The organism is Rhizobium sp. Root482 (assembly GCF_001426565.1).
Classification (GTDB): Bacteria; Pseudomonadota; Alphaproteobacteria; order Rhizobiales; family Rhizobiaceae; genus Pararhizobium.
This window is the reverse complement of record NZ_LMFA01000009.1, coordinates 1-15,088: the sequence shown is the minus strand read 5'-3', so window position 1 is coordinate 15,088 and position 15,088 is coordinate 1. Positions and strand designations below refer to the sequence as shown.

Sequence of the window (15,088 nt, the reverse complement as noted above, 5' to 3'; positions counted from 1 at the left end):
AAGCTATCTCACTACGGGCTGATCGATGTCAGGTAGTTCAATTCCGCCAAGACCTCGCGAACCGTATTGACGCAGGCGCGTGTGTTGGGGCTTTCGGCGCTGAACGGAAATTTGGCGAATACCGGTGTATCGGGGATGGGCGGGATCGTGTTCAAGAGCCGAACTGTACCGCTCTCGAGTTCCCGCTCCGCCATTTTACTGGGATACACCCCGATCGCGACGCCCGTGTTGACGAGATGGGCGAGCATGGCGACGCTGTTGCATATGTCCAGTCTCTTGGGGCTGAGGCCAGCGCTCGCAAACCATCCTCTGACCTGCCGGTAGTTGATGCTGCCGATCGGGTTGGAGATGATGGGATGGGCCATCAGGTCATGAGGTGTGACAAGAGAGGGCAGGTCCCATCGGGTGGAAGCCACCCATGAGGTGGGCTGCGCGCCCAGCGGGACGAGGCGGAAGTCGCCGTGTTCCGTCGGATGAACCAGAAAGGCCAGATCCAGTTCACGCGCATGCAGGTCGGGCTCTATGAACGGCGTGGTGGAGACCATGAGCTCCGGATTGAGGTCGGGATAAAGCCGGTGCAGCTTCGCCAATATCAGCGGCAGGCAGATGATCGCGAAACCTTCCGAAAAACCGACGCGAATGCGGCCACCCACACGGTTGTCGTTCTTCTGCGACGCGATCCTTTCGACGCCGTCCAGCACTTCGCGGGCATCCTCCAGCAATGCAAGCCCGTCCGGAGACAGGCGAATTCCTCGCCCGATACGGTCGAACAGGTTTGTTCCCAGCACTGTTTCCAGTGACTTCAATCGAAGCGAAATGGTGGGTTGAGAAAGATGAAGACGTTTTGCAGCCTGGTCCACGGAGCGCATGGTGGCTGTCCAGTAGAATGCCTCGAGTTGGGCTACGGTGATCCGACTCATTTAAAATATCAATCCATAGCGGGCGAAACATTTAATTTGTCGGGGCAAAACTAATTGAGTATTCCCTAGGTTGCAAGTCCATGAGGAGAGATGAGTGGTCGCGAGTGCTCAGGTCGTCAAGATTGAAGGTTTCCAGCTTCGGTGCGAGATGCCACGAATGGCAGGCAACGCCTTGCGCGTGTTCAACGATCGCTCGGTCTTCCTGGTCAAGCTGACGACGCGCTCTGGAGCGGTCGGATGGGGAGAGAGTTGGGCTTATCCCGGTCCGGCTGGCGCACTGATCAGGTCCTCTCTTGCGCCAATTATTCTCGGAGCCGACGCCACCAATCCTCGTGCGGCCCAAGCGCGGATGCTCAAGGTGGCAGTGCCGGATCGTCGCGGGCAAGCGCATATGGCGGTCAGCGCGATCGACATTGCAATGTGGGACGTTTTTGGCCGGACAGTCGGCAAGCCGATCCATGCTCTTCTCGGCGGTGCATTGCGCGACAAGGTCATGACCTATGCCAGCGGCCCTCTTCTTCCATCTGGAGACGACCGGTATGCCGGTTTCTCCGAGGAGGTCAGCCGATATGTCCAGATGGGCTTCCGAGCAGTCAAAATTCGGATCGGAGTCTCGCTGCGCGAAGATGTACGTGTGATTCGGGAGGCTCGCAGCATCTTGGGCCAAGACGCGTTTCTGATGGCCGATCTCAATGAATCGTCGAATATTCGCGATGCCGTCACGCTTGCCCATGAGGCGAAGGATGCAGATCTAGGCTGGCTCGAAGAGCCGGTTTCGCACGACAATCTTCCAGCCTACAAGCGGCTCTCCGAACTGCTGCCCGTGCCGCTGGCGGGTGGGGAGTCCTTCTGCGGCGTCCAAGCTTTCCGCGATATCCTGTCAGACGGTTCGCTTGATGTAATACAGCCCGATCTGGCGCTGTGCGGAGGGCTTACCGAAGGGATGCGGATCGCCGGATTGGCGGACGCTTTCGAGGTTCCGGTCGCACCTCATGTGTGGGGCTCCTGCATCAATTTTCTCGCATCGCTTCAGTTCACTGCGGTTCTGAGTTCGCGGCAGGGGCGACTGCCGTTCCCGCTTTTTGAATACGACATGAGTTTCAACCCGCTTCGATCGCTGATCTACGATCCTAAGCCCGATGCGAAGGGCAATCTTTCGATACCCGATGGGCCTGGACTTGGAGTGGACATCGATATCAGCCGGCTGGCCGATTTTGTGACGGATCACTGGGTGCTGGAGCTTTAGTTTCCGCTCCAGAATTTGAGGAGGAGAAAGACATGAAACGACATTTACTTGCTGCGTGCCTCGCATTCGCGGGCTTTGCCGGTCCTGTGTTTGCCGAACCGGAAACCACGCTCAACCTCGGCTTCGTCGGAGGAACGAATGCCCCTGAAGCGATCGCCATGGGGCAATTTGCGCAAGAGATTGCGGAAAAGACAAATGGGCGCGTCGCAGTCCGTCTGCAAGGCGGAGGCGCGCTTGGGGGTGACCGCGACGTCATCGAAGGGGTTCAGCTTGGAACCGTGGACATGACGGTTGTCAGCACCTCGATCGTCGTCAACTTCGCTCCGGAATTTGCGCTTTTCGATATTCCATTCCTTTTTCGTGACTTTGATCATGCCGAAGCGGTGCTCAACGGGCCTATTGGTCAGGACATGCTCAATAGCCTGCCGGAAAAAGGCCTGGTTGGCCTTGCCTTCGGCGGCATGGGCTTTCGGCAACTGACCAACAATGTCCGCCCGGTCAAAGAACCCGACGACGTGGTTGGCCTGAAGATCCGCACGCAGCAGAACGACCTTCATATTGCAGTGTGGAACGAGCTCGGCGTGCTGCCGACGCCGATGGCAATCCCCGAAGTTTATACTGCTCTCCAACAGGGAGTGGTCGATGGCCAGGAAAATCCGGTCGGTGCAATCATCAATAACCGGTTTGGTGAGGTGCAGAAATATCTCAGCCTCACGGATCATGCATTTACACCGCTCGTCCTGCTGATTTCGCCGAACGTCTATTCCTCGATGTCGGACGAGGACAAGCAGATCTTCGCAACGGCTGCAAAGAACGCAATGGTGCGCAATCGCGAGGAAGTTGATGCGGTCCTGACAACCGGGCTCGACACTTTGAGGTCAGAGGGAGTAACCGTCGTCACCGATGTCGACAAAGAAGCGTTTCGATCGAAACTCGATGATCTCTATGCAGATTTCGCAAAGCGGTTCGGACAGGACACGCTCGACGCGATCCGCGAGACAAAGTGATGAAGGCGCGCTCGCGCTTGATCTCGGCCTTCCTTAAAACGGAAGGCCGAATTACGCAGGCGGCAGTGGCATTTGGCACTGCAAGCCTGGCACTCGCCGCAGTCGTGGGCTTGTTTCAAGTCCTTGCACGCTTCGTCTTCCACGCGCCTGCTTCATGGTCTGAGCCGCTGATCCAAGCGACGTTGATCTGGATGACCTATGTGACGCTCGCCGCTGCCATGCGAACCGGTACGCTGATTTCCGTGGATTTGGCACTCAGCGTCAGCACCGGGACCGCTCGCGTTCTTCTCAGGACACTAATTGCGATATCCATTCTACTGTTGCTGATTGTCCTTTTCTGGTTCGGCTGCGAGCTCGTCTGGAGAGTGCGCTTCCAGACTATTGCCGGTCTCGGGGTCTCCGCCTCCTGGGTCTACGCAGCCTTGCCTGTCGGCTCCGTCCTCTCAGCCATCGCTCTTCTCGCGAACGTTCTCGACCCGAGCAAGATAGGCGACCATCAGACAGAAAACGCAGGTTAGGATACGCCATGCTGGCTATAATGATCATTATGCTGGTGGTCCTCATGGGGCTTTCGGTTCCCGTCGCCGTGGCCATCGGGATCGCGGGTGTCGTCGGCACTGTCGGCTTTTCAAATCTGCCGCTGATCGTCGTTCCGCAGCAGGCCTTCATCGCCCTCGACAAGTTTCCGCTTGCTGCAATTCCGTTCTTCATCCTGGCGGGGAACATCATGGCGGCCGGTGGCATCTCGTCGCGCCTCGTGGACCTCGTCGAGAGCTTGATCGGCGAGACACGCGGCGGCCTGCCTTTGACCTGCATCCTCGTCTGCATGATCTTTGCTGCCGTGTCCGGTTCCAGTGTCGCCACGACCTATGCCATCGGCGCCATCCTTATCCCGGCTATGGTCAGGCAAAATTACCCGGTTGGCTTTGCTGCGTCGTTACAGGCCACTTCCGCCGAGCTCGGCGTCATCATTCCACCGTCCATTCCGATGATCCTCTATGGTGTCTCGGCTGGCGCCCCGGTGGGGGACCTTTTTGTTGCGGGCCTGGGGCCTGGGTTGCTGATCGCGATTGCCCTTGGCATATTCGTCGTGATCTGGTCGCGATTGAAGCATGAACCGCTGGAAGCCGAATTTCGTCGAAAGCAGTTCCTCCCAAGTCTACGCAAATCACTTCTCGCGCTGGCGATGCCGGTTATCATTCTCGGCGGGATCTATGGCGGCGTCTTTACGCCCACGGAAGCCTCGGTGATCGCGGTATTCTACGCTTTGGCCGTGAGTATGTTCGTTTATCGTCAAATGGGGGTACAGGATCTGATCGGCGTCCTGCGTCGGTCGACCATTTCCTCCGCCATCATCATGTTTATCATTTCGATGGCCGGACTGTTTTCCTTCGTGCTGACGAGAGCCGGGGTTCCCGCGGCCATCAGCGCATGGATCGTTTCGACGTTTGACAACGGTTTTGCGTTCCTTCTTGCGGTGAACGTTTTGCTGTTTCTGATCGGCATGTTCATCGAAACGTCGGCTTCAATCGTCGTCATCGCGCCAATCCTGGCCCCTGTCGCACAGCGCTATGGCATCGATCCGGTGCATTTCGGGATGATCATGATCACCAATCTTGCACTGGGCATGATCACGCCTCCTTTTGGCGTCAATCTCTTTGCAGCCTGTGCCGTTGCGAAGATCTCGCTGCACAAGATGATTCCTTATCTAATACCCTTCGTTGCCGTGATCCTCCTGTGCCTGATGCTGATTACCTACCTACCAATGATCAGCCTGGGTCCTCTCTATCTGCTTGGGGTCCGATAGAAACGTTGCCGTCCATTTCGATCCTGGAGGAGTTGCCGTGTCAGTTGATTTGCGTCCCACAGTCCTCATATTTCCGTCGCTGGACCCGGCTGTGAGGGTGGGGCTGGCTGGAAACTTCAACCTGATCGAGGTTGACGCGGCCGGCCTCGCCGGCCTGTCTTCCCCGGAAGCGGCCAGTGTCAGAGCCGTAGCCTGTAGTGGCAGCTTTGCTTCGACAGACATGGACCGCCTGCCGAACCTCGAACTCATTGCCTCGTTCGGTGTGGGGTATGACGGGATCGATATTTCCCATGCCGCTTCCAGGGGTATCGTGGTGACGAACACCCCGGATGTCCTTACTGACGAGGTTGCCGACGCAACAATCGGATTGTTGATCAACGTGGTCAGGGAATTTCCCAAAGCAGAGGCATGGCTTCGTTCTGGCCACTGGGCGCAAGGGCAAGCCTATCCATTGTCGCCGCTGACGCTTCGCAACCGCACGGCAGGAATCTTTGGTCTCGGCCGGATCGGTCGAGCCATTGCAAGACGGCTCGAAGCCTTTGGCATGCCGATCGCATATCACAATCGGTCTCCGGTGGAGGACGTGCCCTATCGATATTGTTCATCGTTAATCGAGCTTGCCTCGACCGTAGACACTCTCATCGTGGCCGTCCCTGCTGGCCCTTCCAGCGACCATGCGGTGAGGAAGGACGTTTTCGATGCACTGGGTGCTGATGGTGTGTTCATCAATGTGGGAAGAGGCTCGACGGTAGACGAGGAGGCGCTCGTCCGGGCACTTTCGGACAGAACCATCGCGGCCGCCGGGTTGGACGTGTTCGCAAACGAACCTGCCGTTTCCCCCGAGCTGCTGAAATTAGACAACTTGACGGCTCTTCCTCATATCGCTGCCGCCTCCAGGGCGACGAGGGCCGCTGTTGCCAAACTCGTTGTCGATAATGTGGTGCAGTGGTTTACGCTTGGGCGGGCGCTGACACCGGTGTAGGCGCGCAGAGGTGAGACTGAACAGCCAAATTGGTTGAGATGCGGTCAAAAGGCCCTGATGGCGCGGGAGCTTGGCTAAACGCCGCATCCCAGTCGGAGAATTTTTCGCGCATCTCAATCACTTTGAAGCTGCTTCAATCCCGTCAGGCTGTTTCGCTACTCGGCCGGCGCGACCCCGACGATCTCGCCGCTGGGCTCGGCGCTAAGCCAACGATAGAGAGAGCCGCCCATGATGCCGCCGGCGATCGGCGCCACCCAGAACAGCCACAACTGCTGAATTGCCCAGCCGCCCGCGAACACCGCGACGCCCGTACTCCGAGCCGGGTTCACGGACGTATTCGTCACGTCGATGCTGATCAGGTGGATGAGCGTCAGGCCAAGTCCAATGGCAAGCGGCGCAAATCCCGCTGGCGCCTTGCCATGTGTTGCCCCCATGATGATGAACAGGAACATCGCGGTCAGCACGACTTCGGCCACAAGGCAGGCAAGCAGGCTATAGTTTCCTGGCGAATGCTCGCCATAGCCATTGGAGGCAAACCCGCCTGCGAGGTCGAAACCGGCTTTTCCGCTTGCGATCAGGTAGAGGACGCCGCCGCCGACAATGCCGCCGATGACCTGCGCGACGATATAGGGGAGGATCTGGTTTGTTGGAAACCGTCCGCCCGCCGCCAGGCCGAGCGTGACTGCCGGATTGAGGTGGCAACCGGAAATGTGGCCGATCGCGTAGGCCATGGTGACCACGGTCAGGCCGAATGCCAGAGCCACGCCCAGATAGCCAATCCCGACATTGGGCAGGCCCGCCGCTATGACGGCGCTGCCGCAGCCGCCAAATGTCAGCCAGAAGGTTCCGATCGCTTCCGCCGAGTATTTTCTCATCGTCATGGACGTTTCCCCTTTGAAATGAAGCGCCGCTCAAGCGGGCGCCGTGACATGATACAACCACAAGGTTGTGCCAACCATTCGGTTGGCGTATGTCTTTCGGCCGCCGAGAAGCGTCTTCGCGATCGAGCGGCAGGCCGCCGAAGCGCAGAGCGGTATTCGGGGCAGGGCGGGACAAGCACGATGAACTGACAAAAGTTATCGACGCAATCACGGAGAGGCGATTGCGTCTTCGTCCTTGGGGCAAGCCGGTGAGGTATTCCATCGACTGCCCTGAGATGCCGGGATGCACCGAGCTGCATCTATACCCTTAATGCAGTCCGAACTCGGCCAGGAGAGACTGGCGCAGTGAAACGAAGCCGGGATTGCTGCGATCGCGGGGGCGAGGGAGATCCACTTCAACCGTGCGAATGGCGCTGCCCTTTTGCCGCGGCAGGATCACGACCTTGTCGGCCAGATAGATCGCCTCTTCGAGGTCGTGGGTGACGAGGACCATCGTCACATGCTCCTCCGCCCATATCCGCGCCAATTCCTCCTGCATCGTCATCTTCGTCATCGCATCGAGCGCTCCCAGGGGTTCGTCGAGCAGAAGGAGTTCTGGCTGTACCGCAAGTGCCCGCGCGATGCCCACACGCTGGGCCATGCCGCCGGACAACTGAGCGGGATAGGCGTCCGCGAAATCGGTAAGCCCGACCAAGCGAAGGTAACGATGCGCGCATTTTATGCTGTCATCGCCTGCAATTTTACGGATTTCGAGCGGGAAGACGACGTTTTCCATGACCGTCAGCCAAGGCAGAAGACGCGGCTCCTGGAAGATCACGGCTCGCTCTGCTCCGACGCCATGGATCGGAGCCCCGTCGATCAGGACGTCGCCACTGTCGGCCGCCTCCAGGCCCGCCAGGATGCGCAGCAGCGTCGTCTTTCCCGAGCCGCTTGCGCCGACGATGGCGATGCACTGACCGCTTGCCACATCGAGATCGATGTTGCGCAACACCTTGAGGGCGCGTCCGTTGAGAGAGAAGGACTTGGAGAGGTCTCGGATCGAGACCTCTCCGCGGCTGGTAACATGCGTCTGCGTCATGATCATCCTCCGTTCACAACGGTTTCGGGCACATAGAGGATGTCGGCCGCCTTGATCTGACCTTCGGAGAGCTTGCCGTCGCGGATAAGGACGTCGATCCAGAACTGCAGGTCGCGGTCGACCGCCCGACCACCTGGCCGCACGCCAAAACCTGCGAAATACTGTGCGATCTCCGGATTTTCTCCCCGCTCCTTCAGAACGCGCGCGAGTATCTCCTTCGTCTTGTCCGGGTTCTCGCGGGCGAAATCGAGCGCCTTGGCGGAGGCGTTGACGAAAGTCTCGGCGGCGTGGGGATGGTCTTCGATCCAGTCGCGCCGCAAGACGACGAAACCGCCCGCGATCTCTCCGAGCACCTGCGTATCGTCGAAGACAGCACGCAGGCCGCCGACCTTGCGCGCCGCGCCTTCAAAAGTGGTCTGCCAGTACCCGAAGGCCGAAACGTCAACCTGCTTCGAACGCAGGACCTGTTCGAGTTGCGGACCCGGTACCACGATAAGGCGCGTCGAATCTTGCGGCCAGCCGTTTGAATGCAGAGCTTCGCGCACGGTGTGGTCGAGGTGCGCGCCAAGTGTATTTACCGCTATCGTCTTGCCGACGATGTCCTTGATGGTGCGGATCGGGCTGTCCTCAAGCACGTAAAAGATGCTTTTGACATCGGCATTGATGCCGTTGCTGGGATAGGCCGCAACGAAGTCGTTGCCGCCTGCTATCGAGTTCAGAACCGCCGCGGTCGCTGCGCTGCCGAGTTCGACGCTGCCGGATGCCAGTGCGAACAGGGATTCAGGGCCGCCGCCTGCATAGCCGATATTCTGGAGAACAACGTCGGTACCTTCGAAATAACCCAGTTCCACAGCCAGTTCATGGGCCGAAACACCGCCATGGCTGGCGAGGAAGCGGATCGTGGTTGGCTCCTCGGCGGCCTGTGCGCCGCTGAGAAGGGCCGTGCTGAAGAAAAGCGCGGCAGCGGAGTGCATGGCCAGAAGATTGATATGTCTGCGCGTGATGTTCATGATTGTGCGTCCTTTCGAAGGGGAAGGGATTGCTTCAGCGGTTCAGTTGGTTCCAGCGGCAGAGCCTGCCTTGCAGGCGCTCCAGCATGTAGTTTGCGCCGAGCCCGAGGATGGCCAGCAACAGGATCGCGGCGAACATCAGCGGGATCTGGAAATTGTACTGAGCGTTCATGACCTGGAAACCGACGCCGCTATTGGCGCCGATCATCTCGGCGGCGATCAACAGGAGAAGGGCGGTGGTGGCGCTGAGCCTCAGACCGACGAAGATCGAGGGGACGGCGCCCGGCAACACCACACGGCGAAAGATGGACAGTCGCGACGCTCCATAGACGCGTGCCATCTCGATAAGCTTCGGGTCGGCCTGTTTTACGCCTCCGATCGTGGCCAGAAGTGTTGGAAACAGGGTGGCCCAGAAGATGACGAACACCTTGGAGGCTTCGCCGAGGCCCAGCAGAAGAATGAAGACCGGATAGAGCGCCAGGGCCGATGTCTGCCGGAACAACTGAAGGATCGGATCGAGGCTTCGCTCGACCGCCTTCACTTGCCCCATGAACAGCCCGAGCGGGATACCGACGAGCACGGCTGCCGAGAATGCGATCCCGGCGCGCTGCAGGCTGATGGCGATGTCGTCCAGCAAGCCGCCGCCGGCAAGGCCATTCCAGAGGGCGGTCAGTATCGCATCGAGTGGCGGGAAGACGGCCGGGCTCAACCAGCCCAGCCGGCTCGCAATCTGCCACAGGATCAGAAAGGCGATGAGCACTCCATAGCGACTTCCGAACCGGGTCAGGCTTTTGACGGTTTTCCCGGCAAGGGCGGCGGAGACGGAGGGTTCGTATTGCACTCTGCGATACGCATCGCGTTGTTCCGATTGGACGATAGCCATTGTGGTTCCTCTCCGTTCACCAGTCATTCGGCTGCTTGAACGGCGTTTCGGGCGCCTGCCCAGCGATTTTCGGGATAGGGAAGGCCAAGGTTCTCCCGAAGAGTGCGGCCCTCGTATGCGGTGCGGAACAGCCCGCGGCGCTGTAATTCCGGGATGACGAGTTCGATGAAGTCGTCCAGGGCGGTAGGAAGCCAGGGCGGCAGGATGTTGAAACCATCCGCGCCTTCATTTTCAAACCATTCCTGCAGCGTATCGGCGACCTGCGCAGCCGAGCCGACCACTGTAAAATGGCCGCGAGCGGAGGCCACCCACTGATAGAGCTGGCGGATGGTGAAGTTGTTCTCGTCGGCGATCTGACGGATGAGGGCCTGGCGGCTCTTCATGCCTTCCGTGGGCGGTGCCGGGGGAAGGGGGCCGTCGAGGTCATAGCCCTTCAGGTCGAGCGTGCCACCGGTCAGGCCATTCAGCAGAGCGATCCCATCCTCCTCGAGGATCAGGCTGGTAAGACGCTCATATTTTTCGCGCGCCTCGTCTTCCGTCCTGCCGACGAAGGGCGATACGCCAGGCATGACGAGAATATGGCGGGGGTCGCGCCCGAGACCCTGTGCTCGTGATTTGATGTCACGATAAAATTCCTGTGCCGTATCGAGCCGCTGATGAGCGGTGAAGATGACTTCCGCGGTTGCGGCCGCAAGGCCACGGCCGTCTTCGGATTGACCGGCCTGCACAATGACCGGATGGCCCTGCGGAGATCGGGGAACGTTCAGAGGTCCCTTGACCTTGAAATGTTCGCCCCGGTGGTCGGTGACGTGCAGTTTCTCGGGGTCGAAGAATGTGCCGGTATCCTTGTCGCGGATGAAGGCGTCGTCCTCGAAGCTGTCCCAGAGCTTCTTGACGACATCGACATGCTCCTTGGCGCGGGCATATCGGAAGGCATGCGGATGCTGCTGGTCGAGGCTGAAGTTGTGGGCCGCAGCTTCCGTCGCGGTGGTTACCACGTTCCAGCCCGCTCGCCCGTTGGAAATGAGGTCGAGCGACGCGAATTTTCGGGCAAGATTGTAGGGCTCTTCGTAGGTGGTGGAGGCCGTCGCGATGAAGCCGATATGGGAGGTAAGCGGTGCAAGCGCGGAGAAAAGCGTGACGGGCTCCAGCCCGGCCACCTTGGCGCTGCCGCCTTCGGTGCTGCCACCGAAGGAGACGGCAAGTCCGTCTGCAAGGAAGTAAGCGTCGAAGAGGCCGCGTTCGGCGGTCAGTGCGAGTTGCTTGTGAAACTCGAAGCTGGTCGCGCCTTCGGCCGGCTGGTCTGGGTGACGCCATGAAGCGATGTGCTGGCCACCGCCGGGCAGGAAGGCTCCAAGTTTGATCTGTCGGGACATTTGTGAATTCTCCTCGTGAGATCGAAGGGTGGGTCAGGCAATGGCGGCGATAGCGTCCAATGTGCCTCGCCAGCGATCGATCCGCGCGGCGAAGGGCAGGCTCCGGCTGTCCTGCTGCAGATATGGTTCGAATTGCGCCACAGCGCGATCCAGTCTGGCGATCAGGCCGGGCGACGTGATCTGGCCATCGGTGAAATCCCGCTCGGCGGCATAAACGCCGGTGGCAAGTGTCTGGGCCTCGAAGAACGCAAAGAGCGGACGCAGGTGATGCTCGATGACCAGGGCGTGTTTGTCTCCGCCTCCGGTCGCGGCAAGCAGCACGGGTTTTTCCGCAAGCGCGGTGGGTTCTATCAGGTCGAAGAGATGCTTGAAGAGGCCCGGATAGCTTCCCTTGTAGACGGGACTCGCCACGACGAGCGCATCGGCCTCGACGATAAGGTCGATCATGTCGCGGGCCGAACCGGTGAGATCCTCGATGTGGCGCGCTCCGGCAATATCGGAGCCCAGTTGCGAAAGGTCGATGACCCTGGAGTGTCCACCATAGCGAGCTACAGTCCGGTCAACCGCTTCTTCGACGAGACGGCGTGTGCGGGAGGGTAGGCTGAAACTGCCGGCTAGGCCGAGGATGTTGAAACTGGGCATTGGCGTCTCCATTAAATCCACTGTTTTTGTAGACTAATGGCGACGTACCTCCGGCGTCCATTTCATAGTTGAGGCAAAAAAGAGAAGAGATTTAGCGCGCAATGGGGACAGAAGAGGACAGTTGGCCTACCCTGCCGGCTCACGGAATGTCGCAATGGCGGATACGAAAAGATCTGGCCCTGATATCAATTTGGCCACGCGCCCAGCCTTTCATCACGATCGAAGGCATGGCGCTGATCGATGTTCAGGGCCCAGGTTCAAGAAGCCGATCCGCGCCAAACCGCCATCAGGCGGCGGTCGTCGCGGCAGGCGCCGCCCTGCGTTGCTCTCGCTTCATGGATTTGAACGGCACCTCTTTCGTGCAACCGTGAATCTTATCTACCGCGTCGTCGTATCGACGGGGTAGGCGGTAGAACTCTTGATCCTCTCCATGGCGAAGTGGGAGGTCACATTCTTCAAGCGGACAAGTTCAGTCAATCGCTGGTAAAAGGCGTCGTAGACAGCCATGTCCGCGACAGCAACCCTCAGCATATAGTCGATTTCGCCTGCCATTCTGTAGACTTCCATGACCTCCGGGAGGGTCTCGATTGCCTGCGTAAAACTCGTCCGCCATTCAGGCGTGTGGTCCCCTACCTCGATCGATACGAAAACGGTCAGTCCGAAACCGACCTCTTCTGGAGCGACCAATGCAACCCGCCCGAGAATGACACCTGCCTGCTCGAGCTTCTGAATTCTCTTCCAGCAAGGTGTTGGGGAAAGGCCCACGCGTTCGCTGATATGGGCCACTGACAAGGTCGCATCGCGTTGCAGTTCAGCAATGATCTTGCGGTCGATCAGATCGAGCATCGTGCCCTCCAGCTTGCATGGTTGGCGGCAAGGCTAGCGAAAACGGAGGGATTGTCTACTAAATAGGTGTATTTTAATTTTGCGGTCGAGATGGATGCGCACTCGCCTTGTCCCGGGTGGAAATGTCGTAATCCGCGATATCGGGCGTTATCGCCTCTATCACGAAATCGATGAAGGCTGCTGGAACATCAAGGAAGAATTCCTTGTCCGACCACTGTCCCACTGTCGCGTCCAGTCCCTTGCCACGTAACCAAGCCACGAGCCGTTCCAGATCGGCGCGTGGTGCTTCGCTCAGGAACGCCACCTGCGATCCTCGCTTGTCCGCGTCGCGGTTGACGACTTCGCTGCGTGAGAATTGGAGATCGACATTGGCGCCAGCCTGTCGCATCCAGATGGATCGTTCGGTGCGGCGAAGTTCAATAAATCCTAGCTCAGTTTTCAGCATTTCAACGACGATGTCGAAATATGTGTCTTCGACCCGGTTGGAGAAATGATTCAACTTCATGATCTTGACCTCGATAGACGGTGAAAATGTTCAAAAGCCCGGTACAGATATGCGGATTGTTCTCGTCGGCGCCTTGCAGACAGAGGATGATGGCGATGCCTTCACCGCGGCAAACCGGGCCAGTTTTTCGCGTGACCGGCCACGGCAGCGCGGCAGGACATGCCGCACTGCCGGTCTGTTTCGTGCCTATACGACCGGGTTGATATAACCCAGCTGAATCAACCTGGAATAATTGTCGGTCAGTCCCCATTGTTCGACCAGCCTGTTATCGACGACGCGGCAGATCATCATGTCCTTCACCTTGAATGACTTGTCGGTATGCGGCAGCGCCCCGTCTCCCAGACTGGTGTCGGTGAGATTCATCCGAACCGTGACAAGTTCGCCCGCGCCGAAGATGAGTTCGACTTCCTCATGGTAATCAGGCCACATCTTCCTGATTTCCGCTACGTGCTTGTGCAGCCCGTCCCAGCCGGGCTCCCACAACATCAATCCGTAGCCACCCTGATGCGTCCGGAACTCGGGCGAATAGAACTCAGGGATTCTATCAAATTGCCCCTTGTTGAAAATCACGTCTATCGAATTGAGGACCGTCTGAACGTTATTATCTGCACTCATGATACCTTATCAACCTTCCTATGGGTTTTATTGTATCGTGAAGACGCCCTTCTTGTTCCAGGTGTTATCCTGGCAAGAAATTCTTCACGGATTTGTTTCTGGGCCGTTCTCAATATTAAGAAACGGGCATGGACTTCAGGATTGAAATTGCGTCATCGCCTAACCCCGCTTGCCCCGGATGATCCAGATGGTGGTGAGGCGATACAGGGCGATGCCCCGGGCCAGGGCGAAGAGAACCAGCACCGCAGCGGCGGCGGCCGTAACATCGACGCCGTACTGGATTCCGGAGAAGAACCGCAAAGGCAAAGTCTGCGTGCTGAAATCAGCGACGAGATAAGTGATGATGAATTCATCCCAGGAGATAATGAATGCGAAAACACCGCCCGCAATGATCGCCGGAGCAATAATGGGCGCGGTAATGCGCAGGAAACACTGCACCTGCGAGGCTCCGAGACTTTGGGCCGCCCGCTCCAGCGATGCATCGAAAGTCGAAAGACGTGAGGCGACATTGATATAGACGAATGGAACGGCCATCGCGCTATGCGCCAGCACGAGGCCGATGGTCGTCCCGGTAAGATTCAGGCGAGAGAATATTCCGAATATGCCGATGGCAAAGGTGATGTGCGGTCCGATCATCGGAAACAGCAGAAAAATAGAGATTGTATTGCCGTACCGCATCTTCTTTCGCACGGCAGCAAAGGCAGCCAGCGTTCCGCATATCACTGACACAATTGTCGTCGCCACGGCGATCTCAAGGCTCCTGACGGCGGCCTTGATCCATGTCGGCTCCTGGAAGAACGCGGCAAACCATTGCACGGAAAAACCTTGCGGTGGAAATGCAAGATATGGGGCGGAATTGAATGCGAAGGAAAATATCATCAACACCGGCAGCAACGTGAAGATGACGGCGATGCCTGCATAGAAATATAGCAGGACCCACGAGACATTCAGCGAGTTTCTATTCATCTTGCGCTGCTCCCGAAAAGGGTGTTGAGACTGAAGAACCGCCCATAAACCAGCAGAAGGAGAATGGTGACAACCATGAGAATCTAGCCCATCGCGGCGGCAATGTTGAACTCACCCAGGTTCATCACCTGCACTTGGATGATCTGTGCGATTATGGAGTCCTTTCGCCCGCCCAGAAGCGCCGGAGTGATGACGCCGCGGTTTGAACTGCACCGGGTTTGCCGGGGACCCCAACTCGCGAGAAGTAGGGTCTATGACAAGCAAGACGACAAACAAGTTTTCTCCTGAAGTCCGCGCCCGCGCCGTTCGAATGGTTGTCGAGCA

General features: G+C 58.4%; 15 protein-coding genes and 1 pseudogene. 5 read left to right on the top strand and 11 right to left on the bottom strand.

Annotated elements, in window-relative coordinates; genetic code table 11:
• Positions 1–11: 11 nt before the first annotated feature.
• On the bottom strand, positions 12–920 hold the full coding sequence (locus ASD31_RS07175; RefSeq protein ID WP_082520464.1) for a LysR family transcriptional regulator: 909 nt from the start codon (positions 918–920) through the stop codon (positions 12–14).
• 94 nt (positions 921–1,014) lie between these two features.
• On the opposite strand from ASD31_RS07175, the gene ASD31_RS07170 reads away from it, so the two are divergent.
• From ASD31_RS07170 to ASD31_RS07150, 5 genes are all read left to right on the top strand, one after another.
• The gene (locus tag ASD31_RS07170) at positions 1,015–2,166 is read left to right on the top strand and encodes a mandelate racemase/muconate lactonizing enzyme family protein (protein WP_056331385.1); all 1,152 of its coding nucleotides are present in this window, start codon (positions 1,015–1,017) and stop codon (positions 2,164–2,166) included.
• Positions 2,167–2,252: 86 nt separating this feature from the next.
• Entirely contained in the window at positions 2,253–3,173 is a 921-nt protein-coding gene (locus tag ASD31_RS07165; protein WP_162251142.1) for a DctP family TRAP transporter solute-binding subunit, read from the top strand.
• Positions 3,173–3,691 (top strand): TRAP transporter small permease, encoded by a 519-nt coding sequence (locus ASD31_RS07160; RefSeq protein WP_056331381.1) that lies wholly within the window; start codon positions 3,173–3,175, stop codon positions 3,689–3,691. Before ASD31_RS07165 ends, ASD31_RS07160 begins: the two co-directional genes overlap by 1 nt.
• A gap of 20 nt (positions 3,692–3,711) precedes the next feature.
• The gene (locus tag ASD31_RS07155; protein WP_244483786.1) at positions 3,712–4,980 is read left to right on the top strand and encodes a TRAP transporter large permease; all 1,269 of its coding nucleotides are present in this window, start codon (positions 3,712–3,714) and stop codon (positions 4,978–4,980) included.
• Positions 4,981–5,017: 37 nt separating this feature from the next.
• Complete coding sequence (locus ASD31_RS07150; RefSeq protein WP_056331377.1) at positions 5,018–5,962, top strand: 2-hydroxyacid dehydrogenase; 945 nt, start codon at positions 5,018–5,020, stop codon at positions 5,960–5,962.
• Positions 5,963–6,117: 155 nt separating this feature from the next.
• Here ASD31_RS07150 and aqpZ read toward each other — a convergent pair whose 3' ends face one another.
• The 10 genes and pseudogenes from aqpZ to ASD31_RS07090 form a co-directional block, all read right to left on the bottom strand.
• Positions 6,118–6,843, bottom strand: coding sequence for an aquaporin Z (gene aqpZ / locus ASD31_RS07145; protein WP_056331376.1), 726 nt, complete (start codon positions 6,841–6,843; stop codon positions 6,118–6,120).
• A 307-nt stretch (positions 6,844–7,150) separates the two neighbouring features.
• Positions 7,151–7,852 (bottom strand): annotated as a pseudogene (locus tag ASD31_RS07140) (ABC transporter ATP-binding protein); the annotation flags it as partial.
• Positions 7,853–7,923: 71 nt separating this feature from the next.
• On the bottom strand, positions 7,924–8,931 hold the full coding sequence (locus ASD31_RS07135; protein WP_056331374.1) for an ABC transporter substrate-binding protein: 1,008 nt from the start codon (positions 8,929–8,931) through the stop codon (positions 7,924–7,926).
• Positions 8,932–8,965: 34 nt separating this feature from the next.
• The gene (locus ASD31_RS07130; protein WP_056331372.1) at positions 8,966–9,814 is read right to left on the bottom strand and encodes an ABC transporter permease; all 849 of its coding nucleotides are present in this window, start codon (positions 9,812–9,814) and stop codon (positions 8,966–8,968) included.
• Between the two features lie 23 nt (positions 9,815–9,837).
• Positions 9,838–11,190 (bottom strand): LLM class flavin-dependent oxidoreductase, encoded by a 1,353-nt coding sequence (locus ASD31_RS07125; protein WP_056331371.1) that lies wholly within the window; start codon positions 11,188–11,190, stop codon positions 9,838–9,840.
• A 33-nt stretch (positions 11,191–11,223) separates the two neighbouring features.
• Entirely contained in the window at positions 11,224–11,832 is a 609-nt protein-coding gene (gene msuE / locus ASD31_RS07120; protein ID WP_056331369.1) for an FMN reductase, read from the bottom strand.
• A gap of 378 nt (positions 11,833–12,210) precedes the next feature.
• Positions 12,211–12,678: an Lrp/AsnC family transcriptional regulator gene (locus ASD31_RS07110; RefSeq protein WP_056331365.1), complete on the bottom strand. Its 468-nt coding sequence runs from the start codon at positions 12,676–12,678 to the stop codon at positions 12,211–12,213.
• Between the two features lie 73 nt (positions 12,679–12,751).
• Positions 12,752–13,183 carry a hypothetical protein gene (locus ASD31_RS07105; protein WP_056331363.1) on the bottom strand — a complete coding sequence of 144 codons (432 nt, stop codon included), beginning with the start codon at positions 13,181–13,183 and terminating at the stop codon, positions 12,752–12,754.
• A 186-nt stretch (positions 13,184–13,369) separates the two neighbouring features.
• Positions 13,370–13,798, bottom strand: a complete 429-nt coding sequence (locus tag ASD31_RS07095) for an ester cyclase (protein WP_056331359.1) — start codon at positions 13,796–13,798, stop codon at positions 13,370–13,372.
• 159 nt (positions 13,799–13,957) lie between these two features.
• A complete protein-coding gene (locus ASD31_RS07090; protein WP_056331357.1) occupies positions 13,958–14,764 on the bottom strand; it encodes an ABC transporter permease in 807 nt (268 codons plus the stop codon).
• Positions 14,765–15,088: the final 324 nt, after the last annotated feature.

What these genes read in the sequence shown, in the direction of transcription:
- ASD31_RS07135 (WP_056331374.1), bottom strand. Translation starts at nt 8,931, where the DNA reads ATGAACATCACGCGCAGACATATCAATCTTCTGGCCATGCACTCCGCT.
- ASD31_RS07090 (WP_056331357.1), bottom strand. Translation starts at nt 14,764, where the DNA reads ATGAATAGAAACTCGCTGAATGTCTCGTGGGTCCTGCTATATTTCTAT.
- ASD31_RS07125 (WP_056331371.1), bottom strand. Translation starts at nt 11,190, where the DNA reads ATGTCCCGACAGATCAAACTTGGAGCCTTCCTGCCCGGCGGTGGCCAG.
- ASD31_RS07175 (WP_082520464.1), bottom strand. Translation starts at nt 920, where the DNA reads ATGAGTCGGATCACCGTAGCCCAACTCGAGGCATTCTACTGGACAGCC.
- aqpZ (WP_056331376.1), bottom strand. Translation starts at nt 6,843, where the DNA reads ATGACGATGAGAAAATACTCGGCGGAAGCGATCGGAACCTTCTGGCTG.
- ASD31_RS07105 (WP_056331363.1), bottom strand. Translation starts at nt 13,183, where the DNA reads ATGAAGTTGAATCATTTCTCCAACCGGGTCGAAGACACATATTTCGAC.
- ASD31_RS07110 (WP_056331365.1), bottom strand. Translation starts at nt 12,678, where the DNA reads ATGCTCGATCTGATCGACCGCAAGATCATTGCTGAACTGCAACGCGAT.
- ASD31_RS07155 (WP_244483786.1), top strand. Translation starts at nt 3,712, where the DNA reads ATGATCATTATGCTGGTGGTCCTCATGGGGCTTTCGGTTCCCGTCGCC.
- ASD31_RS07095 (WP_056331359.1), bottom strand. Translation starts at nt 13,798, where the DNA reads ATGAGTGCAGATAATAACGTTCAGACGGTCCTCAATTCGATAGACGTG.
- ASD31_RS07160 (WP_056331381.1), top strand. Translation starts at nt 3,173, where the DNA reads ATGAAGGCGCGCTCGCGCTTGATCTCGGCCTTCCTTAAAACGGAAGGC.
- ASD31_RS07130 (WP_056331372.1), bottom strand. Translation starts at nt 9,814, where the DNA reads ATGGCTATCGTCCAATCGGAACAACGCGATGCGTATCGCAGAGTGCAA.
- msuE (WP_056331369.1), bottom strand. Translation starts at nt 11,832, where the DNA reads ATGCCCAGTTTCAACATCCTCGGCCTAGCCGGCAGTTTCAGCCTACCC.